25 protein-coding genes are annotated in these 22350 nt (G+C 60.5%); 14 read left to right on the forward strand and 11 right to left on the reverse strand.

Annotated elements, in window-relative coordinates; all coding sequences use genetic code 11:
* Positions 1-80: 80 nt before the first annotated feature.
* On the forward strand, positions 81-446 hold the full coding sequence (locus AC4IHP_RS03910; protein WP_041478855.1) for a 5-carboxymethyl-2-hydroxymuconate Delta-isomerase: 366 nt from the start codon (positions 81-83) through the stop codon (positions 444-446).
* A gap of 3 nt (positions 447-449) precedes the next feature.
* Here the strand turns inward: AC4IHP_RS03910 and AC4IHP_RS03915 are convergent, their stop codons facing one another.
* Together AC4IHP_RS03915 and AC4IHP_RS03920 are read right to left on the reverse strand one after the other, a co-directional pair.
* Positions 450-1385 carry a LysR family transcriptional regulator gene (locus tag AC4IHP_RS03915; RefSeq protein WP_024012014.1) on the reverse strand — a complete coding sequence of 312 codons (936 nt, stop codon included), beginning with the start codon at positions 1383-1385 and terminating at the stop codon, positions 450-452.
* Positions 1386-1561: 176 nt separating this feature from the next.
* Complete coding sequence (locus AC4IHP_RS03920; protein ID WP_490830917.1) at positions 1562-2734, reverse strand: cyanate transporter; 1173 nt, start codon at positions 2732-2734, stop codon at positions 1562-1564.
* A 403-nt stretch (positions 2735-3137) separates the two neighbouring features.
* Between AC4IHP_RS03920 and AC4IHP_RS03925 the strand changes: the two genes are divergently transcribed.
* The 4 genes from AC4IHP_RS03925 (at position 3138) to AC4IHP_RS03940 (ending at position 7412) form a co-directional block, all read left to right on the forward strand.
* Positions 3138-4787 (forward strand): phosphoethanolamine transferase, encoded by a 1650-nt coding sequence (locus AC4IHP_RS03925; protein WP_490830918.1) that lies wholly within the window; start codon positions 3138-3140, stop codon positions 4785-4787.
* A 163-nt stretch (positions 4788-4950) separates the two neighbouring features.
* A complete protein-coding gene (rnd, locus tag AC4IHP_RS03930; protein WP_460124969.1) occupies positions 4951-6084 on the forward strand; it encodes a ribonuclease D in 1134 nt (377 codons plus the stop codon).
* Positions 6081-6374 (forward strand): YcgL domain-containing protein, encoded by a 294-nt coding sequence (locus AC4IHP_RS03935; protein WP_016771234.1) that lies wholly within the window; start codon positions 6081-6083, stop codon positions 6372-6374. The genes rnd and AC4IHP_RS03935 overlap by 4 nt, the downstream gene beginning before the upstream one ends.
* Before the next feature lie 105 nt (positions 6375-6479).
* Positions 6480-7412: a D-2-hydroxyacid dehydrogenase gene (locus tag AC4IHP_RS03940; RefSeq protein ID WP_490830919.1), complete on the forward strand. Its 933-nt coding sequence runs from the start codon at positions 6480-6482 to the stop codon at positions 7410-7412.
* A gap of 123 nt (positions 7413-7535) precedes the next feature.
* Here AC4IHP_RS03940 and AC4IHP_RS03945 read toward each other — a convergent pair whose 3' ends face one another.
* A complete protein-coding gene (locus tag AC4IHP_RS03945; protein ID WP_460124976.1) occupies positions 7536-8129 on the reverse strand; it encodes a nitroreductase family protein in 594 nt (197 codons plus the stop codon).
* 165 nt (positions 8130-8294) lie between these two features.
* Here AC4IHP_RS03945 and AC4IHP_RS03950 point away from each other — a divergent pair, with 165 nt between their 5' ends.
* A complete protein-coding gene (locus tag AC4IHP_RS03950; RefSeq protein ID WP_016771232.1) occupies positions 8295-8744 on the forward strand; it encodes a YcgN family cysteine cluster protein in 450 nt (149 codons plus the stop codon).
* 121 nt (positions 8745-8865) lie between these two features.
* Here the strand turns inward: AC4IHP_RS03950 and AC4IHP_RS03955 are convergent, their stop codons facing one another.
* From AC4IHP_RS03955 to AC4IHP_RS03970, 4 genes are all read right to left on the reverse strand, one after another.
* A complete protein-coding gene (locus AC4IHP_RS03955) occupies positions 8866-9243 on the reverse strand; it encodes a YgaP family membrane protein (protein ID WP_101158542.1) in 378 nt (125 codons plus the stop codon).
* 81 nt (positions 9244-9324) lie between these two features.
* Entirely contained in the window at positions 9325-9795 is a 471-nt protein-coding gene (locus tag AC4IHP_RS03960; protein WP_007911337.1) for an RNA methyltransferase, read from the reverse strand.
* A 132-nt stretch (positions 9796-9927) separates the two neighbouring features.
* Positions 9928-10299 (reverse strand): YajD family HNH nuclease, encoded by a 372-nt coding sequence (locus tag AC4IHP_RS03965; protein ID WP_003222612.1) that lies wholly within the window; start codon positions 10297-10299, stop codon positions 9928-9930.
* Between the two features lie 49 nt (positions 10300-10348).
* On the reverse strand, positions 10349-11035 hold the full coding sequence (locus AC4IHP_RS03970; RefSeq protein ID WP_016771229.1) for a spermidine synthase: 687 nt from the start codon (positions 11033-11035) through the stop codon (positions 10349-10351).
* An 80-nt stretch (positions 11036-11115) separates the two neighbouring features.
* On the opposite strand from AC4IHP_RS03970, the gene AC4IHP_RS03975 reads away from it, so the two are divergent.
* Entirely contained in the window at positions 11116-11400 is a 285-nt protein-coding gene (locus tag AC4IHP_RS03975; protein WP_490830920.1) for a hypothetical protein, read from the forward strand.
* Here the strand turns inward: AC4IHP_RS03975 and AC4IHP_RS03980 are convergent.
* Together AC4IHP_RS03980 and AC4IHP_RS03985 are read right to left on the reverse strand one after the other, a co-directional pair.
* A complete protein-coding gene (locus AC4IHP_RS03980) occupies positions 11397-11870 on the reverse strand; it encodes a cyclic nucleotide-binding domain-containing protein (RefSeq protein WP_016771227.1) in 474 nt (157 codons plus the stop codon). The genes AC4IHP_RS03975 and AC4IHP_RS03980 overlap by 4 nt on opposite strands.
* A gap of 195 nt (positions 11871-12065) precedes the next feature.
* Complete coding sequence (locus tag AC4IHP_RS03985) at positions 12066-14120, reverse strand: S9 family peptidase (RefSeq protein WP_460124985.1); 2055 nt, start codon at positions 14118-14120, stop codon at positions 12066-12068.
* A 236-nt stretch (positions 14121-14356) separates the two neighbouring features.
* Here AC4IHP_RS03985 and AC4IHP_RS03990 point away from each other — a divergent pair, with 236 nt between their 5' ends.
* Genes AC4IHP_RS03990 through AC4IHP_RS04000 form a run of 3 tightly spaced genes read left to right on the forward strand, consistent with a single transcriptional unit; the run spans position 14357 to position 16201 of the window.
* Positions 14357-14854, forward strand: a complete 498-nt coding sequence (locus AC4IHP_RS03990; protein ID WP_490830921.1) for an MFS transporter — start codon at positions 14357-14359, stop codon at positions 14852-14854.
* Between the two features lie 15 nt (positions 14855-14869).
* Positions 14870-15646: a class II glutamine amidotransferase gene (locus AC4IHP_RS03995; protein WP_490830922.1), complete on the forward strand. Its 777-nt coding sequence runs from the start codon at positions 14870-14872 to the stop codon at positions 15644-15646.
* Between the two features lie 12 nt (positions 15647-15658).
* Positions 15659-16201: a DUF2937 family protein gene (locus AC4IHP_RS04000; RefSeq protein ID WP_490830923.1), complete on the forward strand. Its 543-nt coding sequence runs from the start codon at positions 15659-15661 to the stop codon at positions 16199-16201.
* Positions 16202-16284: 83 nt separating this feature from the next.
* Here AC4IHP_RS04000 and AC4IHP_RS04005 read toward each other — a convergent pair whose 3' ends face one another.
* A complete protein-coding gene (locus AC4IHP_RS04005; RefSeq protein ID WP_490830924.1) occupies positions 16285-17199 on the reverse strand; it encodes a LysR family transcriptional regulator in 915 nt (304 codons plus the stop codon).
* A 159-nt stretch (positions 17200-17358) separates the two neighbouring features.
* Between AC4IHP_RS04005 and AC4IHP_RS04010 the strand changes: the two genes are divergently transcribed.
* The 4 genes from AC4IHP_RS04010 (at position 17359) to AC4IHP_RS04025 (ending at position 21075) form a co-directional block, all read left to right on the forward strand.
* A complete protein-coding gene (locus tag AC4IHP_RS04010) occupies positions 17359-18645 on the forward strand; it encodes an MFS transporter (RefSeq protein ID WP_460124998.1) in 1287 nt (428 codons plus the stop codon).
* A 62-nt stretch (positions 18646-18707) separates the two neighbouring features.
* The gene (locus tag AC4IHP_RS04015) at positions 18708-19460 is read left to right on the forward strand and encodes a 5-oxoprolinase subunit PxpA (protein ID WP_490830925.1); all 753 of its coding nucleotides are present in this window, start codon (positions 18708-18710) and stop codon (positions 19458-19460) included.
* On the forward strand, positions 19457-20161 hold the full coding sequence (locus AC4IHP_RS04020; RefSeq protein ID WP_490830926.1) for a 5-oxoprolinase subunit B family protein: 705 nt from the start codon (positions 19457-19459) through the stop codon (positions 20159-20161). Before AC4IHP_RS04015 ends, AC4IHP_RS04020 begins: the two co-directional genes overlap by 4 nt.
* Positions 20158-21075, forward strand: coding sequence for a 5-oxoprolinase subunit C family protein (locus AC4IHP_RS04025; RefSeq protein WP_490830927.1), 918 nt, complete (start codon positions 20158-20160; stop codon positions 21073-21075). The genes AC4IHP_RS04020 and AC4IHP_RS04025 overlap by 4 nt, the downstream gene beginning before the upstream one ends.
* A gap of 87 nt (positions 21076-21162) precedes the next feature.
* Here the strand turns inward: AC4IHP_RS04025 and AC4IHP_RS04030 are convergent, their stop codons facing one another.
* On the reverse strand, positions 21163-22341 hold the full coding sequence (locus tag AC4IHP_RS04030) for a vWA domain-containing protein (protein ID WP_016771218.1): 1179 nt from the start codon (positions 22339-22341) through the stop codon (positions 21163-21165).
* Between the last annotated feature and the right edge of the window lie 9 nt (positions 22342-22350).

Consider the following 22350-nt stretch of genomic DNA (forward strand, 5'->3'; position numbering starts at 1 on the left):
ACTCGACAGCTCCTACAGGTAATGCGTTGAGCCGACTGTGGTATATGTACGCCCCCGCATCCGCCGACTGGAGATCCGCAATGCCACACCTGCACATGGAATACACCGCCAACCTGACGCAGTTGAACGCTGACATCGCCCTGATCCGGCTCAACAACACCCTGGTCGGTTCCGGTCAGTTCGGCGCGGAGTTCGATATCAAGAGCCGCGCGATCAAGATCGACAACTTCAAGGTTGGCACGGCGCAGGGCGAGCGTGCCTTTGTCCATGTGAAACTGGCCTTGCTCAGCGGGCGCTCGGCGGAGATCAAGAAGCAGCTCTCGCAAAGTCTGCTGGCAGTGTTGCAGGAACTCTGCGAATGGCCGGCCGGGCTCGAGGTCCAGCTGTGTGTCGAACTGCTCGACATCGATCGCGAGTCCTACAGCAAGGCCGCGATCGGCATCTGATGCTCAGGCGTTTTCCAGCTCGCTGCACACCTGAATCACCTGCTCGCGCAGCCAGACGTTGGCGCTGTCCTGATCGGCGTTCTGGCTCCATTGCATGTCGAGGGTAAACCCCGGCAAGCCATTGGGCGCCTCGCAGTGATTGAACACCGCGTCGTTGGTCAGCAAACGCTGGATACGCCGGGGCAGGGTGAGGATGAAGTCGGTGCCGGTGATCATCTTCAACGCGGCGCTGTAGCTGTTCGAGCGCGCCACTATCTGACGTTTCTGCGCTTGCCGTGCCAGCCAGCCGTCGACCATGTTGGTGCTCGAAGTCCACGGCGTCGGGAACACATGCCGACGTTCGGTGAATGCTTGCAGGCTCAGGCGCGGCTCCAGCGGCGTGGCGCGTTTGTCGAAAACGCAGACCAGGTCATCTTCAAGCAGCATCCGTGATTTCAGATCCGCATGCTGGCGGTGAAAGTGCGGGCCGAAACTGATCACCAGATCGAGGCTGCCGTCGCGCAACTCTTCGGCTGGCACATCGGTTTCGAATTTGTGCATGTTGACCATCACCGGCAAGTCGTCGAAGTCGAAGCGCTTCAACAGACGCGGCAGAATCAACTGCTCGAAATATTCCGGGGCGCAGATGTTGAAAGTCACCGCCTGCCGGCTCGGGTCGAAAGCCGGGGCACCGGCGTGGCAGAGGTTGATGCTTTCGAGGATTTTCTGCACATGGCCGTACATGCTGCAGGCCTTGTAGGTCGGACGCATGCCGGTGCGGGTGTTGATGAACAGTTCGTCTTCGAAACTGGTGCGCAGTTTCTTCAGGCAATAACTGACGGTGGACTGACTGACGAACAGGGTTTCCGAGACATCGGTGACACTGCTCTGCTCGTACACGGCGACAAATACCATCAAGTCCTGCATGTCGAGCTTGCGAAGCAAATTACTGTTCAGCATGAGTTCCGTCTCGCTGTGCCCCTTGCGCAGAATTCGCGCAAACGTGTGCGTACGATCCTAACGGAACGATGGTGCCAGGAGAAACCCTTGTAGGGCATTTCACGGACACATGTGGGACAGAAACTTTTAGCAACACGACGTAGCCGATTCCGTGTGGAAAAGATGGCCAGAGGCCTCTAGTCCGGGCCGGGCAAGTGGCGTGCGTAGTGGCGAGGGTCGAAGCGCATCACCATCAGCAGCATGATCACCATCACCGCTGTCAGCGTCCACCACGCGCCTTCGAAATTGCCCAGGCGATCGCGAATCATCCCTGCCAACAGCGGCGACAGTCCTGCGATCAGATAACCGATCCCCTGTACAAACGCGGTCAGGCCACCGGCGCGCTGCGGCTCGTCGCAGTGATCCAACGCGACAATCAGGCTCATCGGAAACAGACCGCCAATCCCCAGCCCCAACAGACACGGCCAAAGCAGCGCAAGGTGTGGCGGGGCGAGAATCAGCCCGCAGAAACCGCCGATGATCAGCAACAGCAGAACCGCCAATATCCCACGCCGATCACGACTGCGATTAGCGATCGCTGGCACTGCCAGCCCGGAAATAACCTCCATTGCTGTAAGAAAACCCAACAGCAACCCGGCGTTTTGTTCGCTCCAGCCCTTTTCCATGTAGTACGGAGCGAGCCAAGCGAGGACGCAGGTATAGGACGCCGTACCGAGGCCAAAGAAAATCGCCAGCAACCAGGCGCGAGGGCGGGTGATGAAAGACTCTCGTTTGGTCACCGTTGTTATGGCTGGCGCAAGCTGCAAGCACCAGACCAGCAATGCGAGCAATGCCAGCCCTGCCCAAACAGCGAGTCCCACGCGCCAACTCCCGGCCTGCGCTGTCACCAGTGGCGCGAACGAGGCGGCAATTGCGGCACCGCCCATGATCGAAGTGACGTAGACGCCCATGCACCACGCCACGTTGTCAGGAAAGCGCGATTTGATCAGCGCCGGCATTAATGCCTGAATCAGGGCTATGCCAATGCCAGCCAGTATCGCGCTGACGATCAGCTCGTTCGCCGAATAGATAAACAGCCGTGACAGGCTCGCCAGCCCGATGACCAGCAGCGACAGCAGCACCGTGCGTTGTTCGCCCAGGCGCCGGCTGATGCTCAGGCCGAAAAACATCGCCAGCCCCATGGCCATCACCGGCAGCATCGTCAACAGAGAGGCAAGGGTGAAGCTCAACGGGATATCGCTACGGATCGCCGACAGCAGCGGCCCGATGGCTGCCATTGAGTGGCGCAGATTAAGTGCGACAAGAATGATTGCGAGCATCAGCCAAGCGGCGGGACGGGTGTGATTCATCGGCGGGCCTTCGAGTCCAGGGGCTGATGATTAGGCGTGGCGTCCCCCGCATCGGCAAATCAGAAAACACGGGGCCAGACCTAAAAACTCGATAACACCCATGTTCCCCTGTGGGAGCGAGCCTGCTCGCGAATGCGTTACTCCAGACCAACAATCATTTGCTGACACTCCGCTTTCGCGAGCAGGCTCGCTCCCACAGAGGAAATTGCGCAATGCCTGAAACTGAATAAAACCTGAACCATTCTCAAATACTCACAAACTTTCACTTTCGTAGTCCGAAGCAACTAATCATTAGCATCTTTTTCACGAAAAATTGATCCGTGGCTGCCTAAAGTTTGTCATGCCTCGGTGAATGAAATTTTCACAATTGACGAGGCTCTTCTTTCAGGAACTGTCACTCATCATGTTGAAGTTAAAAGCCGTGCGCCCGGAATGGGTGACGTTGTTTGCCAGCGCCTTTTTGTTGCTCGGTTTCAATCTGGTGCTTTGGCAACATCTGTTCGAGATCACCGCTGCCGACGGCAAGGGCATCGCCATGCGCGTGGCGTTCGGCGTGATGATCTTTGCCGCGTTCAACATTGTTCTTACATTATTCGCTTTCCGGCCAGTGCTTAAACCACTGTTGACTCTCTTGTTTTTAGTCAGCGCCGGCGTGGCTTATTTCATGAGCCAATATGGCGTGATGATCGATGCCGGCATGTTGCGCAACTTTGCCGAAACCAATGCGACGGAAGTGCGTGATCTGCTCTCGTTGAAATTATTCGCTTATATTCTCTTGCTGGGTGTTTTGCCATGTTTGTTGTTGTGGAAAGTGCCGGTCAATTATCGGCGCTGGCATCGTGAGTTGTTCAGTAAAGTTATTGTCAGTGTTGCCTCGGCGGCGGTGATCGGTGTTGTGGCATTGGCCAACTATCAAGGCTTGTCGTCGCTGTTTCGCAATCACCACGAAATTCGCCTGATGCTGGTGCCGAGCAATTACATCGGCGCATCCATTGGTTATCTGCAGGAGCAAGTGGTCTCGGCGCAGCAGCCGTTCATCAAGATCGGCGAAGATGCCCAGCGCAATCCCGACTTGCAGTTCCAGCCACGCAAATCCCTCACGGTGCTGGTGGTGGGGGAGAGTGCGCGGGCGCAGAACTTCGGCATTCTCGGTTATGACCGCGACACCACACCGCAACTGGACAAGGAGGCCGGGCTGATCGCTTTCACCGATGTGCATTCCTGCGGCACGGAAACGGCGGTCTCGGTGCCGTGCATGTTCTCCAACATGGGCCGCAAGGATTACAACGCCAGCAAGGCCAGGAACGAAGAAGGTTTGCTTGATGTGCTCAAGCGCGCCGGCATCGATGTGATCTGGCGCGATAACCAGTCCGGCTGCAAAGGCACTTGCGACCGCGTCACGGTGCAGGATGTCAGCAAGTTGCAGGACCCGGCATTGTGCGCCAACAGCGAATGTCGCGATGAAATCCTCCTGCAAGGGCTGCAAAGTTTTATCGATCATCTGGACAAGGACACCGTGCTGGTGCTGCACCAGATGGGCAGTCATGGCCCGGACTACTTCAAACGTTATCCCAAGGCGTACGAACACTTCACTCCGGTCTGTGAAAGTAACGCGCTGAACAATTGCAGCCGCGAAAGTATCGTCAACGGTTACGACAACACGCTGGTGTACACCGACCATGTGCTGGCGAGCCTGATCGATGTGCTGCGCAGCAATCAGGACAAAGTCGACACCGCCATGCTCTATCTGTCGGATCACGGTGAATCGCTGGGCGAGTACAACCTGTTTCTGCACGGCACGCCGTACATGCTGGCGCCTGAACAACAAAAGCATGTCGCGATGCTGGCGTGGTTCTCCGACAGCTATCAGAAGGCCTACTCGGTCGACACCCATTGCCTGCAAATGAGCCGTGACAAACCGCTGAGCCAGGACAATCTGTTTCACTCGATGCTCGGCCTGCTGGAAGTGCGCAGCAGCGTCTATCAACCTGCCTTGGACATGTTTGCCGGCTGTCGTGGCGCGGTGATCGACGGTGTGTTGGCCAAGGAGTAAAGCGTTTGCGGCCCGTCGCGTCGATGCGACGGGCCTTTCTGTTTCTGCTGTCAGACTATTCTTGCTGACAGGCAAGACATTTCCTTACAGCTCTTGCCCTGCAAAGGCGCGTAAATCGTCGGTAGCGATATATACTGCGCGCCATTCTTCAAGGGAGAGCCGTGTGGCTATCGATATTCACTGGATTCGCGACAACGAAAGCCTCGCGCAGTTTTGCGCCGAGTGGCAGCAGCTGCCGTTCGTTGCCCTCGACACCGAATTCATGCGGGTCGACACCTTCTACCCGATTGCCGGCCTGTTGCAGATCGGCGACGGCAAACGCGCCTACTTGATCGATCCGCTGACCATCAACGCCTGGCAACCGCTGGCCGCGTTGCTCGAGAACCCGGCAGTGCTGAAAGTCTTGCACGCCTGCAGCGAGGACCTCGAAGTGCTGCTGCGCCTGACCGGCAGCCTGCCGGCGCCGTTGTTCGACACGCAACTGGCCGCCGCTTATCTGAATCTCGGTTTCTCGATGGGCTACTCGCGTCTGGTGCAGGAAGTGCTCGGCATCGACCTGCCCAAGGGCGAAACCCGCTCCGACTGGTTGCAGCGTCCGCTGTCCGAAACCCAGATCAGCTATGCCGCCGAAGACGCCGTGCATCTGGCCGAGGTGTTCGTCGAGTTGCGGCCCAAGCTGTCCGCCGACAAGTTCGCCTGGGTGCTGGAGGATGGCGCCGAATTGGTTGCCAACCTGCGCCGCGAGACCGATCCGTACGAGGTCTATCGCGACGCGAAACTGGCGTGGAAGCTGTCTCGTGCGCAACTCGCCGTGCTGCGTGAGCTGTGCGCCTGGCGCGAAAAAGAAGCCCGCGCCCGCGACCTGCCGCGCAACCGCATCGTCCGTGAACACTCGCTGTGGCCCCTGGCCCGCACGCAGCCGGATAACCTCGCGGCGCTGGGCAAGATCGAAGACATGCACCCGCGTACCGTACGTCAGGACGGTCAGTTTCTGCTTGATCTGATCAAGCGCTCTGGCAGTGTGGGCCCTGACCAATGGCCGCCGGCAGTGCCCGAGCCGTTGCCGATCGAAGCCGCTGCGCTGATCAAACAATTGCGCGCACTGGGTCAGGCTGAGGCCGAGCGCCTGGGTATTGCCCCGGAACTGATGCTACGCAAGAAAACCCTCGAAGCCCTGGTCAAAAGCGGTTTCCCCGAGGGTCCTTACCAATTGCCCGATTCGCTGCGTGGCTGGCGCCGCGAATTGCTCGGCCAGAAGCTGCTCGACAGCCTGGCCACCGCCGGAGAACAGCCTTGAAACGTATTTGCTCCATCTACCAAAGCTCCAAGCGCAGCGGCATGTATCTCTACGTGCTCAAGAGCGATGCGCTCGAGCGCGTGCCGGATGCGCTGATGACGGCTTTCGGCAAAGCAAAGCATTCCTTCGATCTGGTGCTGTCGCCCGAGCGCAAACTGGCCAGCGAAGACATCACCGTGGTCCTGGAAAACCTCGACAAGCAGGGCTACCACCTGCAAATGCCGCCGGCCGAGGACGAGTACATCGAGCACCTGCCCGAAGAGTTGCTGCGACGCAACGACCCGGTCTGACCCGCGAGGCCCTGTTCTGGGCCTCGGTTAACCCTGGAACTGTTTTTACCGCGATGGCCGGCCCCAACCCGGCGGCCGTCTGCACGGTTTGCGAAAGGTTTGAAGATGCGCGTTCTGATTGCTGAACACGACCACGCGATATACGCCCGCCTGCTGTGTCAGGCACTGCCCGAGCTCGAAGTCCTGACCAGCGGCGACTCTGCCGAACTGGCGCGGCAGGCCGCCGATTGCCCGGTGTGGCTGGGCCAGCCGGATCTGCTGGCGACCCTGTTGCGCCAGGGCCATCAACCGCAATGGCTGCAATCGACCTGGGCCGGCATCACGCCGCTGCTCGCGGACGGCCTGCGCCGCGATTATCGCCTGACCCGCGCCGTGGGGATTTTCGGTCAGGTCATGGCCGAATACGTCCTGACCTATATCCTTGGCCACGAGCGCGAAGTGCTGGCGCGGCTGGTCAGCCAGGTCGAGCGCAAGTGGGACAACCGCAGCGGCCAGAGTCTGGTCGGGCGCAAGGTCCTGATCGTCGGCACCGGTGACATTGGCCAGAGTGTCGCGCAATTTCTGCTGCCGTTCGGCGTCGAGCTGTACGGCGTCGCCAGCACCGCCCGCGAACAGGCGCCGTTTGTCGAAGTCGGCGCGCTGGCCGATCTGCCACGGTTGGTGGGCGAAGTGGACTACGTGGTCAATCTGCTGCCGAACACCGAGCACACCCACGATATCTACGACGCAGCGCTGTTCAGGCAATTCAAACCGACCGGCTTGTTCATCAACGCCGGACGTGGTGTCGCGGTGGTCGATGCCGATCTGGTCGAGGCTTTGAAAGAAGGGCACTTGGCCGGCGCGGTGATCGACGTCTGCCGTCAGGAGCCATTGCCGCAACGCCACCCATTCTGGACCGCGTGGGGCTTGCTGCTGACCGGGCACAGTTCGGCACCGACCTCGCCAGCGCTGATGGTGGATCTGTTTGTGCAGAACCTGAAGGCGTACGAGGCGGGTGAGGCGTTGCGTGGGGAAGTGGATTTCACCCGCGGATATTGATTCGCATCCAACCACTGTGGGGGCGGGCTTGCTCGCGAAGGCGCCGGTTCAGTCGATATCAATGTTGCCTGAACCACCGCTTTCGCGAGCAAGCCCGCTCCCACATTTGCTTTGCATTGTGGCTTATAAGGTGAAATCGCCCTCAGCCACCAGCTCGCTTAGCGGGCGACGCGGGCTGGGTGTTTCGCGGGCTTGCAGGTACTCGGCCAGGGTTGCCTTGTCACCCAGTTTGCCCACTGCGACCGCCGCATGCAGGGCGTATTCTTCGGGGATGTTCAGTTCCTTGCGGGTCAATTCCTGATCGAAGCCGGCCATGCCGTGGGTGTGCCAGCCGCTGAGGCTCGCCTGCAGCGCCAGATGACCCCATGCCGAACCGGTGTCGAAGGTGCTCCACAGCGCCGGCGTTTCCTCGCTGGCGCCCGGTGCGACGAAAGTGGTTTTCGAAATCACGATCACCAGCGCCGCAGCATGCTGCGCCCAGCTACGGTTGAACTCGTTGAGCAGGCCCAGATAACGTTCCCAGTTCGACGTGTCGCGTCGTGCATAGAGAAAACGCCACGGTTGCGAGTTGTACGCCGACGGCGCCCAGCGCGCGGCTTCGAAGAAGCTCAGCAGGGTTTCTTCAGGGATCGCTTCGCCCGTAAAAGCGCGGGGCGACCAGCGCTCGGTGAACTGCGGGTGAATGGCGTAATCGGCAACGCGAGGGTTGGCACTCATGCACGGATTCCTTGCAACGGATGGGGAAGAAGTTCGCTGCAAAACCCTACTGGGCGGCGCTGGGGCTGACAAGCGGATTTACCGACAGTCGCCAGCGCTTGGCCCTTGCGTCCGCTGGCACTAGACTGGCGGCCTTTTCACCACCTTGATGTTGATGCTTGAGCCATGGCCGCCATAGTCGAACCGTTCTGGAAACGCAAAACCCTCGATCAACTCGATCATGAGGAGTGGGAATCGCTGTGCGACGGCTGCGGTCTGTGCTGCCTGCAAAAGCTCGAGGATGAAGAAGACAACAGCGTCTATTACACGCGCATCGCCTGCAAACTGCTGGATCTGAAAACCTGTCAGTGCAGCGATTATCCGAACCGGATCAAGTTTGTTCCTGACTGCATCCAGCTCACACCGGGTCAGGCGGAAGAGTTCAAATGGCTGCCGCCGACCTGCGGTTATCGTCTGGTCAGCGAGGGCAAGGATCTGCCGCTATGGCATCACCTGGTGTGTGGCGACCGTGATGCGGTGCACCACGAGCGGATTTCCCAATCCGGGCGCATGCTCGCCGAAGGCAGCGTGCCGGAGGATGACTGGGAAGATCATCTGATTTTTCGCGCGGGCTGATGAGGTGGTGGGTTGTTGAACCCGTAAAGATCAAAAGATCGCAGCCTTCGGCAGCTCCTACAATGGAAAACGTGATTCCGTGTAGGAGCTGCCGCAGGCTGCGATCTTTTGCTTTGAAGCCTCAGACGCCGGCTTTCGGCGAGACCAGCGAATCATTGCCGGTGACGGTGGCTGTTTCGGTGGCCACTTCGGCATTGGTTTTCAGCTTGCTCAGTTCTTCCCCGGCGCGTTCGATCTTCGCCCGCACGTTGTTCATGTCCTGACGGCCTTTTTCCAGCAGGCTTTTCGCCGAGCAGTGGCCAGTAATGCCACGGGCCACGGCCATGCCGCCGAGCGCCACTTGAATCAGGCCGAACACGCCGCCACGGCGCAGGCCCTTCCCGACCATCAGCACGCCGCCGGTCAACGAGCCGACGCGCTCCCAGCCGTGCACGTTCTTGTGCGCAGGCGACTGGAACGGGGTGGATTCGATGCGTTCTACGCGTTTGAGCTCGCTCATGATCTATCTCCAGGCAGGGTGCGATTGATAGATAAGCTGACTGCCGTGGCGGTCAGCTTGTTCCATCGAATGTGCGACGCTTCAGCGGAATTTCGGCCCGGAGCGGGTATTCAGCCCTTTGGCCATGCGGTCGTAGAGCACGACATTGACGGTGGCGGCGAGGTTCATGCAGCCCGTGGTCGGGATGTACACGACGTCTTCGCACCAGTCGCGAATCTCCTTATCCAGCGAACCGTCTTCCGGGCCGAAGATGTACAGCGCGCGGTCGGGGTGGGTGTATTCCGGCAATGGACGGGCGCCTTCGACCAGTTCCACAGCGACGGGCACGCAGTTGAGCGGGAGGATTTTTTTCAGGTCATCGATGCCGATCAGCGGGATGTCGTAGTGCACGCGTTTGGTGTCGGTGACGAAGTCGGCGGCGCGTTCATAACGCTTGCCGGTGTAGAACACCGATGCCACGCCGTAGCAGCCTGCGGCGCGCATCACCGAACCGACGTTCTCCGGTGATTTGGGGTTATACAAACCAATGCAGCTGTACCGTTTGTCTGCCACGAGCGGGGTGCCTTCGGGAAAAAGAGCGCGATTATACGGGGATAAGATCAAAAGATCGCAGCCTTCGGCAGCTCCTACAGTTGAATGGCGTACACCCTGTAGGAGCTGCCGAAGGCTGCGATCTTTTGCTTTTTAATCTTCTTTCTTCATCAACCCGGCCAGCGCGGCAAACGGGTTATGCGTGGCTTTGGCGATTTTTGGTGTGCTCAGCGAGCCGTCGCCGAAATACTGCTGATCGGTGTAACGCGAGTGTTCATTGTCGTGGCAATACAGGCACAACAGCTCCCAGTTGGAGCCGTCCTGCGGGTTGTTGTCGTGGTTGTGGTCGCGGTGGTGCACGGTCAGTTCGCTCAGGCGCTTGCCGGAAAACTCGCGGGCGCAGCGGCCGCAGACGTGCGGGTACATCTTCAGGGCCTTGTCGCGGTAGCCCATTTCCTTGTCGCGCTGGTTGTCGGCGAGAATGCGGTCCAGCTTCGACGTGTTGGTGGGGGTGGACGAACTCATGGGTTCACCTTTGCAGAAAGACTGATGACGGTTATGCGCAGAGTTTAGCTCAGCCCTTGAGCTTCTCGGCAATCCAGATCGTGTGACGGGTGCCCTTGTTGCCGTGGGCGAAAACCTGGACTTCTTCGGCCTTGAAACCGGCCTTCTTCAATTTGTCGGAAAACTGCCGGTCGGCGCTGGCCGACCACACGGCCAGCACGCCTTTGGGGCGCAGGGCTTTGGCGCAGGCATTCAGACCCGCAGCGGAGTACAACCAACTGTTGGCCTTTTGAGTCAGGCCTTCGGGGCCGTTGTCGACGTCGAGCATGATCGCATCGAAACCGTTCGGCTCGCTTTGCAGGACGTTGGCCACGTCTTCCATGCGGATCACCGTGCGCGGATCGAGCAATGGCCGACCGGACTTTTCCCCGAGCGGGCCGCGATTCCACTCGACCACGCCGGGCACCAGCTCAGCGACTACCACTTCGGCGGACTTGCCCAGATGCTTGAGTGCCGAGGCGAGGGTGAAACCCATGCCCAGGCCGCCGATCAATACCCGCGAGTTCGGCCGGCCGGCGACCTTGCGGCAGGGAATCTCGGCCAGTGCATCTTCGGAACCGTGCATGCGCGTGTTCATCAACTGCCCGCCATCGCCGCCCTGAATCTTGATGACGAAATCCTCGCCATACTCGAACAGGCACAGGGCACCGCCGTTTTCGGGGATCGGGGTGGTGTCGAGCAGAACGAAACGTTTCATGGAAATCTCTAAAGGGGGGAAGGCAAGCAGGCGCGTTGGGAGTAGCCTGAGTACAGACTAGAGGCCAAACGGAGCCCTTGATGAAGCGCACCATTCTAACGGTCATTACCCTGGCCGCGCTCGCGATTACTGCAGTGCAGGCCCAGCAGAGCGTTCCGGTCAGCCCGACGCCGCAGCCCGGTTCGCCCGGCACCGCGACGCCGACACCGTATCCGCAGATCACCCCGATCACCCTGCCCAAGTCGGGCGCCGGCAGCGGCAGCCCGCCGCTGGTACCGATCGAAATGCCCAGCCCGCCGAGCAAGGATCAACCGGTGCCGGGCATCGAGCCGAACGGCAACAGGGTCAAATCCCCCGGCGGCTAAACCTGTTGCGCGGCGAGTTGGCCATCGGCCATGCGCAGGCGTTTGGACAGCGAGACGGCGAGGGCGCGGATGATCTTCGCGGCGATTTTCGGCGCGTCGTTGAGCATTTTCTCTAGCGAGTCCTTGCCCAGATTGAGCAACTGACAATTGCTCGCCGCGATGCACGTGGCCGAGCGGCGTTCGCCGTCGAGCACGGCCATTTCACCGAAGGCGCGGCCGCTGCGCAGGGTGGCCATGGTGATCACCTGGCCGTCAGCGCCGGTTTTCTGCACGGCGACCTGGCCGGTGTGGATGATGCACATGAAACTGCCGGCATCACCCTCGCGAAAAATCGCCTCGCCCTCAGCCACGGTGCTGATGCTGAAGTAACCGGAAGCGGCCGCGAAGTCGGCCAGCTGCAATTGATCGAACAGGCCACAGTCCATCAGCCAGTCGCGGATTTCGTTGTTCAGGAAGGTCGGTTCGGACATGTCGATGCGGTCTTTTTGTTATCACTGTTTCCAAGGAGCACACGGTCCCCATGTAGGAGCTGCCGAAGGCTGCGATCTTTTGATCTTGTCGTTCAAAACCAGGATCAAAAGATCGCAGCCTTCGGCAGCTCCTACACAGGGAATCGGTGGAGGCTTTTGGTCTGCTGTTAAGACCTAAGCCACCCTCAGAGTTCCTCAGGCAATCTGCAAAACCTTGAACACAAATGCGTATTCGAGCGCTACGTCACGTAATCCCTGATAGCGCCCGCTCATGCCGCCATGCCCGGCGCCCAGTTCGGTCTTGAGCAGCAGCACGTTGTCATCGGTCTTGGTTGCGCGCAATTTCGCCACCCACTTGGCCGCCTCCCAATACTGCACACGGCTGTCGTTGTAGCCGGCGATCACCAGCAGCGGCGGATACGCCTGCGCGGTGACGTTTTCGTACGGCGCGTAAGCCTTGATCCGATCATAGACGTCCGGTTCTTCCGGGTTGCCCCATTCGTCGTATTCAGTGACGGTCAGCGGCAGATCCGGGTCGAGCATGGTGTTGAGCACGTCGACGAACGGCACTTCGGCAATCGCCACGCCGAACAGGTCCGGGCGCTGGTTGAGCACCGCGCCGATCAACAGGCCACCGGCGCTACCGCCACTGATTGCCAGTTTTTCTGCAGTGGTGATGCCGTTGAGGATCAGGAATTCGGCGCAGGCGATGAAGTCGCTGAAGGTGTTGTGCTTGTGTTCCTGTTTGCCGGCGCGATACCAGGCTTCGCCCAATTCACCGCCGCCACGAACATGAGCGATGGCGAAGGCCATGCCGCGATCGAGCAGGCTCAGGCGCGCGTGGGAAAACCACGGATCAAGGCTGGAGCCGTAAGCGCCATAACCGTACAGATACAGCGGCACTGGTTTGCCGACCATCTCGCGCTTCATCACCAGACTGATCGGCACCTGCGTGCCGTCCGGGGCGGTCGCCCACAGACGTTGGCTGACATAGGCGTCGGCATCGAACGGGCCGAGCACCGGGGTTTGCTTGAGCACCGTTTGCTCGCCGCTGGCGAGAATCAACTGGCGCACCTGAGCCGGACGATTCAACGCTTCGTAACGCAGACGAATGCGATCGCTCTCGAATTCCAGGCTGTTTTGCACATGCAGGCTGTAGGCTGCATCGGGCAATTGCACGCGATACGGCGCCAAGCCCTGCGGGTGAACCTCGATGATCGGCAGGCCACCTTCGCGCAGACTCAAGGTCATCGCCTCGGTATTGAGGCTGACGCCGTCGAGCATCACGTCTTCGTTGTGCGGGATCAGGTTCTGCCAGTCGGCCTCGCTCGGCGGTACGCCGGTGTCCGCAGCCTGATACAGGGCGAAATTGATGCCGTCGCGGTTGGTGCGGATAAACCAGGTCCAGACGCCATCGAGCAGGCCGTGGTCGACGTCGTATTCGTGATCCTCCACCCGTGGCGCCAGGCAGCTGAATGGCAGGTGCGGTTGATTGGCGTCCAGCGCCCACACTTCGCTGGTGGTCTTGCTGCCCAGCGACAGCAGCAATTGCTGTTCGGAGCTGGCGCGGTAGCAATGCAGGAAGAAACGCCCGTCCGGCTCGTGAAAAACCTCTTCGGCGGCAGTGCCATCAAGGCGATAGCGGAACAGTTTGTGCGGGCGATGGGTGTCGTCGAGCACGCCGAAGAACAGGGTCAGGCTGTCGTTGGCCCAGGTCATGCTGCCGTCGCAGTCCTCGAATTCCAGTTCGCTGACCTTGTCATTGGACAGCTCCTTGACGAACAGCGTGTAGACCTCGTCGCCCGAGGTATCGACGCTGTAGGCCAGGCGCTGGTGATCAGGGCTGATGCTGAAAGCACCGAGCGAGAAGAAGCCGCCATTGGCCAGCGCATTCGGGTCGAGCAACAGTTGCTCGCGGCTTTCATCGAGGGTCAGGCTGTCGTCTGCCGGGCGCGGGCAGCGGTAGTGCCGGGCATATTCGTCACCGGCGGTGGTGCGCGTGTAATACAGATACGGGCCCCAAGGCGAGGGCAGGGACAGGTCGGTTTCGAGGATCCGGCCCTTGATCTCGTTGAACAGGTTTTCGCGCAGCTCGGCCTGATCGGCGGTTTGCGCTTCCTGATAAGCGTTTTCAGCCTTGAGGTAGTCGAGCACCGCGTCGGTGTCGCGCTCCTGCAGCCAGGCATACGGGTCGGCGCCGGGCGCCCGCTGGGCAATCGGGGCAGTCATGACATTGGCGGATTCGGGCATGGAAGGCTCTCGGACAATATTCGGAATTGGGTTTTTCGCAGGTCTTGAAAGCGCCGCAGCCCTTGTGGGAGCGAGCCTGCTGGCGAATGCGGTGTGTCAGGCAACGCTGTTGCAACTGACAGTCCGTATTCGCGAGCAGGCTCGCTCCCACAGGGTCGACTGCTGGCCGTCTGGTATTGGGACAAGCCGCATGGGCGAAAAGTCGTTACTATAAGCGCCTCTTTGCCTGCCTTGCCATGGACATCATGACCGAGAACGACTATCTGATCGCCTGGGGCCTTTACGCCTTTGCCGCCGTGGGCTGCCTGCTGGTATGGATGCGCCTGACCACCTGGATGTGGCGCTGGCTGCGCGAGCCGCTGCGTGTACTGATGGCGGTGTTACTGTTCAGCCCGACCATCGTCGATCCGGTGAAAGCCAAAGTTGCACCGGCCATCGCCATCACCGCCCTGGACATGCTGTTCAAGGTCGGCAACAACGCCTGGCGTGCGGTTTCCGATCTGTTCATGTACGGCATGATCGCCTTCGGCGTTTATCTGGTTTTCGTCTTGGTCCGCCTGCCGATCGAGCGTGCCTCGACAGCGCGGCGTGAACGCGCCGAGGCCGCCAAGGCCGCCGCCCGTGCCGAAGAGCGCGACGATGATCAACCGTTCGGCGGCGCCGGTGACGACCGTTACGGTCGCCCGCCAGTGCCGAACAATCCGCAGCGCATGCGGGTCGAGCCGCGTCTGTAACCCGAGAGTCCGCACATGTGTGAATTACTGGGCATGAGTGCCAACGTGCCGACCGACATCGTGTTCAGCTTCACCGGCCTGATGCAACGCGGCGGCCGCACCGGCCCGCACCGCGACGGCTGGGGCATCGCTTTTTATGAAGGGCGCGGCTTGCGTCTGTTTCAGGACCCGGCGGCGAGCAGCGAGTCGGAAGTGGCCAATCTGGTGCAGCGTTATCCGATCAAGAGCGAAGTGGTCATTGGCCATATTCGCCAGGCCAACGTCGGCAAGGTCTGCCTGTCCAACACCCATCCGTTCGTCCGCGAACTGTGGGGGCGCAACTGGTGTTTCGCGCACAACGGTCAGCTCGCCGACTTCACCCCGATCAAGAGTTTCTACCGCCCGGTCGGCGATACCGACAGCGAAGCGGCGTTCTGCGATTTGCTCAACCGGGTGCGCGCAGCCTTTCCGGAACCGGTCGATATCGAAGTGCTGCTGCCGGACCTCGTCGCGGCCTGCGCCGAATATCGCAGTAAGGGCGTGTTCAATTGCCTGCTCAGCGACGGCGACTGGCTGTTCTGTTACTGCTCGACCAAACTGGCGCAGATCACTCGGCGCGCCCCGTTCGGCCCGGCGCGGCTCAAGGATGTCGATGTGATTGTCGACTTCCAGGCCGAAACCACGCCCAACGACTTGGTCACGGTGATCGCCACTGAGCCTTTGACCGAAAACGAAACCTGGACCCGCTACGAACCGGGCCAATGGAGCCTGTGGCGACGCGGCGAATGCGTCAGCCAGGGCAAGACCGAATAAGGATTTGCACCCATGTTGCTCAGTTATCTACGGCTGGTGTTGTTTGCGGCGGGCCTGTTGATCGGTGTCCAGGTGCCGGGGTTCATCAACGATTACGCCCAGCGGGTCGAAGCGCACCTGATCGAAGCGCAGACCGGGTTGCGTGGTTTCCAGGGCACGGCCGATCAGTTTTTCAAAGGCGATATGCAGGCGCTGGTCGCGCATTACCGGGCCAGCGAAGACCCGATTTTCCGCAGCGATGCTGACAGCCTGAACACCTTGCTTACTCGCCAGGTTGCGCTGGACAAGCAGTTCCAGGCGATGCAAGGGCCGTGGTATGTGCGTTTCCTGCAAGTGGTGCTGGCGGCTGATCCGGATATTCGCAAGGAAACCTGGAACGGCTACAGCTATCAGATCCTGCTGACGCCAGAGGCGATGATCTGGGGCATGAGCTGCGCGTTGCTGCTGTCGTTCGGCGTCGAATGCCTGTTCCGCCTGATTGACTGGGTGGTGCTCGGCGGCCGGCGTCTGCGCCAGAGCCGGCCGATTGAAGATCGCGACGTACGCGGTTTGTAAACCGAAGATCAAAAGATCGCCGCCTTCGGCAGCTCCTGCACTGCCCCCTGTAGGCGCTGCCGAAGGCGGCGCTCTTTTGCTTTTCAGGCGTTCAAGAAAATGTAACTGTCGCCCACTTTATCTGCATACCCCGCCAGGACCTGCTGACACAACGTCACAATCTCCTCAACCCACTCAACCCCGACCCGCCACGACACCACCACCGGCAGATTCGCCGGGCGCTGCTCGATGTCGAGCAAAGTCAATTCGCCGCGCGCCAGTTCCTCGGCCACCAGAACCGGTGGCAGCGCGCCGATCCCAAAGCCGTCGCGCAACAAACGCGTAATCGCCGACACCGAGTTCACGCAATTCAAGCGTGGCGCCATGACGCCGCTGGCCTGCATCAGCGCGACGATATCCTGATGCGGTCGTGAGTTTTTCGAGTAGGTGATGATCCGCTCCTGCGCCAGTTCGGCAAGGTCGGCGTAGTCGCGGTTGTAGATCGAATTGCTGGCGACGATCCAGCCCAGCGGATGGCTGGCCAGCTCGAGGCTGCGCACGCTTTCGTGGCGGATCAGGTCGGTTTGCAACACCAGATCGAGAAATCCTTTTTGCAACTGATCGCAGAGGTTGAGCGCAGTATCGGCGACCAATTCGATTTCCACGCGCGGATACAGATCGGTCATCTGCGCCACCAGCGGGCTCAGCCAGGTATGGATCACCGTGTCCATCACGCCGATACGCACCCGCCCGACCTTGCTCGAGCGGGTCTCGATCGACTGTTTCAGCGCCGCCATGGTGTCGAGCATCTGTTCAGCGTAATCGAGCACCTTCAAGCCTTCCGGGGTCAGGCTGACGCCGCGTGAATCGCGCAGAAACAGCTTCACGCCGAGCTCGCCTTCGAGCACGGCGATGCGGCTGGAAATCGACGCCTGGGTGGTGAACAGCTTGTCGGCGGTCAGGCGAAAACTCTTCAGGCGCGCGACCCAGACAAAGGTCTCGAGAAACTTCAGATTCATGGGCAAGGCTCGGCTGACAAATTTTTCTTATGCCTAAGGCGGGTTTTTATTCGTTGGACGGCGCAGGGCAGGGCGACGAAAAATCGGCGCATCCGGTTCCCACGATAGGCGTCGTCGGAGCTTCGAACAAGACCAATAAAAGCCCTGCGGAGATTTGCCATGAGTGCTCCCGACACCCTTCCTTTATCCAAGCCTGCGGCGCGCCCCGGGCCTTTCGACTGGTATCGCAACATCAACCAGCAGGAGCGCCGCACGTTCTGGAGCTGCAAGATCGGCTACGGCCTGGATGGCATGGACACGCAGATGCTCAGCTTCGTAGTGCCGACGCTGATCGCGATGTGGGGCATCACCACGGGCGAAGCGGGGCTGATTCACACCAGCACCCTGATCGCCTCGGCCATCGGCGGTTGGGTCGCCGGGATTCTCTCCGACCGCATCGGCCGAGTGCGCACCCTGCAACTGACGGTGCTGTGGTTCGCCTTCTTCACCTTCCTCTGCGGCTTCGCGCAAAATTACGAACAACTGCTGATCGCCCGCACGTTGATGGGCTTCGGTTTCGGCGGTGAATGGACCGCCGGCGCGGTGTTGATCGGCGAAGTGATCCGCGCCAAGGATCGCGGCAAAGCAGTGGGCATGGTGCAATCCGGCTGGGCGCTGGGCTGGGGCCTGACGGCGATTCTATATGCGCTGTTGTTCTCGGTGTTGCCAGCGGAAGATGCCTGGCGGGCGCTGTTCATTCTCGGCATCGTGCCGGCGATATTTGTGATTTTTGTCCGCCGTCTGGTGAAAGATCCGGAAATCTATCGCCAAGCCAAAGCCGCGCAAACCCCGGAGAACCCGGCGAAGTTCTACGAGATCTTTGCCCCCGGCATGCTCTTCACCACGTTCCGGGCGTCATTGCTGACCACCGGTGCGCTGGGCGGTTACTACGCAATTACCTCCTGGCTGCCAACCTTCCTCAAGAACGAACGCGGTTTGAGCGTGCTCGGCACCGGCGGTTATCTGGCGATGGTGATCGTCGGTTCCTATGTCGGTTATGTGATCAGCGCTTATCTGACCGACCTGCTCGGGCGGAAAAGGAACTTCATTTTGTTCGCGGTCGGCTCGTTCACCATCGTCCTGCTCTACACGCAGATGCCGGTCAGCAATGGCGTGATGCTGTGGCTGGGCTTTCCGCTGGGCTTCTTCGCCTCGGGAATTTTCAGCGGCATGGGCGCGTTTCTCACCGAACTGTTTCCCACGCGGATTCGCGGCTCGGGTCAGGGTTTCTGCTACAACATCGGCCGCGCGCTGGCGGCGTTGTTCCCGCTGCTGATCGGCCTGCTCAGCCAGAAAGTCCCGCTGAGCATGGGCATCGGTGCCTTCGCAGCGGTGTCCTACGGTGTGGTGATTCTGGCGGCGCTGAGCCTGCCGGAAACCCGTGGCAAGCAACTCGACGCGCAGTAACTGATAACCTGCGCAGCAATGTCCTACAGATAAAAAGACCAGCAGCTACAGGAGTGTTCACCGTGAGCCGCCTGCTATTGAATTGCGACATTGGCGAGAGCTTCGGCAGCTGGACCATGGGTCTGGACGCCGAGGTCATGCCCTTCATCGATTGCGCCAACGTTGCCTGTGGTTTCCATGCCGGCGACCCGAGCATCATGCGCAAAACCGTGGCGCTGGCCCTTGAGCACGGCGTGCAGATTGGCGCGCACCCGGCCTATCAGGATCTGGTCGGATTCGGCCGGCGCTCCATGGCCTATTCCGCGCAGGAACTGCAAGACATCCTGCATTACCAGATCGGCGCCCTCGATGGCATCTGCAAGGCGCAGGGCGGGCGCGTGAGTTACGTCAAACCTCACGGCGCGATGTACAACGACATGATGGCCAACCCGGCGCAATTGCGCGCGGTAGTGCAGGCCGTGGCCGCTTATGACCGCAGCCTGCCGCTGATGTTGATGGCGACCCGAGACAACGCCGCAGCGCAGCAGATCGGCGCTGAATATGGCGTGACGCTGTGGTTCGAAGCTTTCGCCGATCGCGCCTACGACAGTGCTGGCCGGCTGGTCTCGCGGCAACTGCCGGGTGCGGTGCATCACGATGCCGAGACAATCGTCGAGCAAGCGCTGACCATCGCCAATGGCGGCGCGCTCACCGCCAGCGATGGCAGCGCCCTGATCCTGCGCGCCAACACCTTGTGCGTCCACGGCGACAACGCCAGTTCGGTGGCTGCCGTGCAGCGCATTCGCCAGGCCTTGCAGCCGTCGAGTGCGTCATGAATCCACGGGTAGAAGTGGTGGCGCTGGATTGCCTGATGCTGCGTCTGTTCGATGAAATCGCCGAAACCAACATGCCGTGGATGCTCGCCGCCAGCGAGCGTTTGCGTAAGGTGTTTGGTGCACAGCTGATCGATCTGGTGCCGTCCTATACGACGCTGATGGTGCATTATGATCTGACGCTGTTGAGTCCGGCGCAGGCGCGGGAATTGATCGCCGCAGCGCTGGTCGATCTGGCGCCGAATGCGCGAAGCGCTGGGCAGTGTCACGTCTTGCCGGTCTGGTACGACTTGAGTGTCGGCCCGGAACTGAGCCTGTTGGCCGAACGCAGCGGGCTGGCGGTGAAGGAGGTGATTCGTCGCCACAGCGCACGGGAATATCAGGTGTTCGCCCTTGGCTTTGCGCCGGGTTTTGCCTTCATGGGCCTGGTCGAAGAAATGCTCGCCGCGCCGCGCTTGAACACACCGCGCAAGAAAGTCGCCGCCGGCAGCGTCGGTATCGCCGAGCGGCAGACCGCAGCGTATCCGGTGGTCTCACCCGGTGGCTGGAACCTGATCGGGCGCACCCCGGCGAAACTCTTCGATCGCCATCGCGACGGCTACAGCCTGATGCAACCCGGCGACACGGTGCGCTTCGAAGCGGTCGACCACGCCGAATTCATACGCTTGGGCGGCGATGACACCCCACTGGAGGCGTTGGCATGAGTCGATTGATGATCGAAGCCAGCACACCGCTGTGCCTGTTGCAGGACGCCGGGCGGTTCGGCGTGCGACATCTGGGCGTGACCCAAGGCGGCGCGGCGGATTGGTGTTCGATGAGCTGGGCCAATTGGCTGCTCGGCAATGAGCTGGATGCAGCAGTGGTTGAAATCACCCTCGGCGGGTTTGCCGTGGTGGCTGAAGAGGATTGCCTGCTGGCGCTGGCGGGAGCGGATCTCGGCGCGCAGATCGATGGACAGCCGCTGGCGCCGTGGCGCAGCTTCCGGTTGGCGAAAGGGCAGACATTGCGCTTCACCCAGCCGTTGCTCGGCGCCAGGGTTTATCTGGCGGCCCCCGGCGGTTTTGCCGCGCCGAAGGTACTGGGCAGCAGTGCCACGGTGGTGCGCGAAGAATTGGGCGGACTTGATGGCATGGGCCTTCCGCTCGCCAAAGGGGCGGCGCTCGGTTACAGCGGCGAAGCGTTGGCGACGCGGGAAATGCCTTCAGCGCTGCGGCCGGATTTCAAAATGCACGCGCCTTTGGACTTGGTGCTCGGCGCACAGATCGGCCAGTTCAGCGGGCAGAGCCTGTTCGATGTGTTCAACAGTACCTGGACCATCGACAGTCGCGCCGACCGCATGGGCATCCGCCTGCTCGGCGCGGCGTTGCGATATCAGGGCGCGCCGATGATTTCCGAGGGGATTCCGTTGGGGGCAGTGCAGGTGCCGCCGGACGGGCAGCCGATCGTATTGCTCAATGATCGGCAGACCATTGGTGGCTATCCTCGCCTGGGTGCGTTGACGCCGCTGGCACTGGCACAGTTGGCGCAATGCCTGCCGGGAGCGAAGGTGAAATTGCGGCCGGTGGTGCAGGACGTCGCGCACCGCGCGCATGTCGAGTATTTGCAGAGATTTGGCTGAAGATCAAAAGATCGCAGCCTTCGGCAGCTCCTACAAGGAAACGCGAATTTCACTGTAGGAGCTGCCGCAGGCTGCGATCTTTTGCTTTTATTTGGACAAAAACCGCATCCCTTCCTCAAGCCCGCGCAACGTCAGCGGATACATCTGATCCTCGATCAGATCGCGGACGATGTTGGTCGACGAGGTATAGCCCCAGGTATCTTTCGGATACGGATTGATCCAGATGAGCTTCTTGTATTTCTCCATGAAGCGCTGCATCCACACGTAACCCGGCTCTTCGTTCCAGTGCTCGACGCTGCCACCGGCCTGGGTGATTTCGTACGGCGCCATGGCGGCGTCGCCGATGAAGATCACTTTGTAGTCGGCGCCGTACTTATGCAGCAGATCCTGGGTCGAGGTGCGCTCGGAAGTGCGGCGCATGTTGTTCTTCCACACCGATTCATAAATGAAGTTGTGGAAGTAGAAATACTCCAGGTGCTTGAACTCGGTCTTGCAGGCCGAGAACAGTTCTTCGCAGATCTTCACGTGCGCGTCCATCGAGCCGCCGATGTCGAACAGCAGCAACAGCTTCACCGTGTTGCGCCGTTCCGGGCGCATCTGGATATTCAGCAGGCCGGCGTCCTTGGCGGTGTGGTCGATGGTGCCGTCGATGTCGAGTTCTTCTGCGGCACCCTGGCGGGCGAACTTGCGCAAACGACGCAGAGCGACCTTGATATTGCGCGTGCCCAGTTCCACCGAATCGTCGAGGTTCTTGTACTCGCGCTGATCCCAGACCTTGACCGCTTTGCCCTGACGTTTGCCGGCATCGCCAACCCGGATGCCTTCAGGGTTGAAACCGCCGGAGCCGAACGGGCTGGTGCCGCCGGTGCCGATCCATTTGTTGCCGCCGGCGTGACGTTCCTTCTGTTCTTCCAGGCGTTTCTTGAATTCCTCGATGAGCTTGTCCAGCCCACCGAGGGACTGGATCTGCGCGCGTTCTTCGTCGCTCAGCGAGCGCTCGAACTCCTTGCGCAGCCAGTCCTCGGGAATCAGCGCCTGCAAGTGGTCGTCGAGTTTCTCCAGGCCATTGAAGTAGGCGCCGAATGCGCGGTCGAACTTGTCGAAATGGCGTTCGTCCTTCACCAGAATCGCCCGCGACAAGTAATAGAACTCGTCCATGTCGGCGAAGGTCACGCGTTGTTTCAGCGCGTTGATCAGGTCGAGCAGCTCGCGCACCGACACCGGCACCTTGGCTGCACGCATTTCGTTGAACAGGTTGAGCAACATGGCAGCAGC

This window comes from Pseudomonas sp. UF-293 (genome assembly GCF_058245595.1).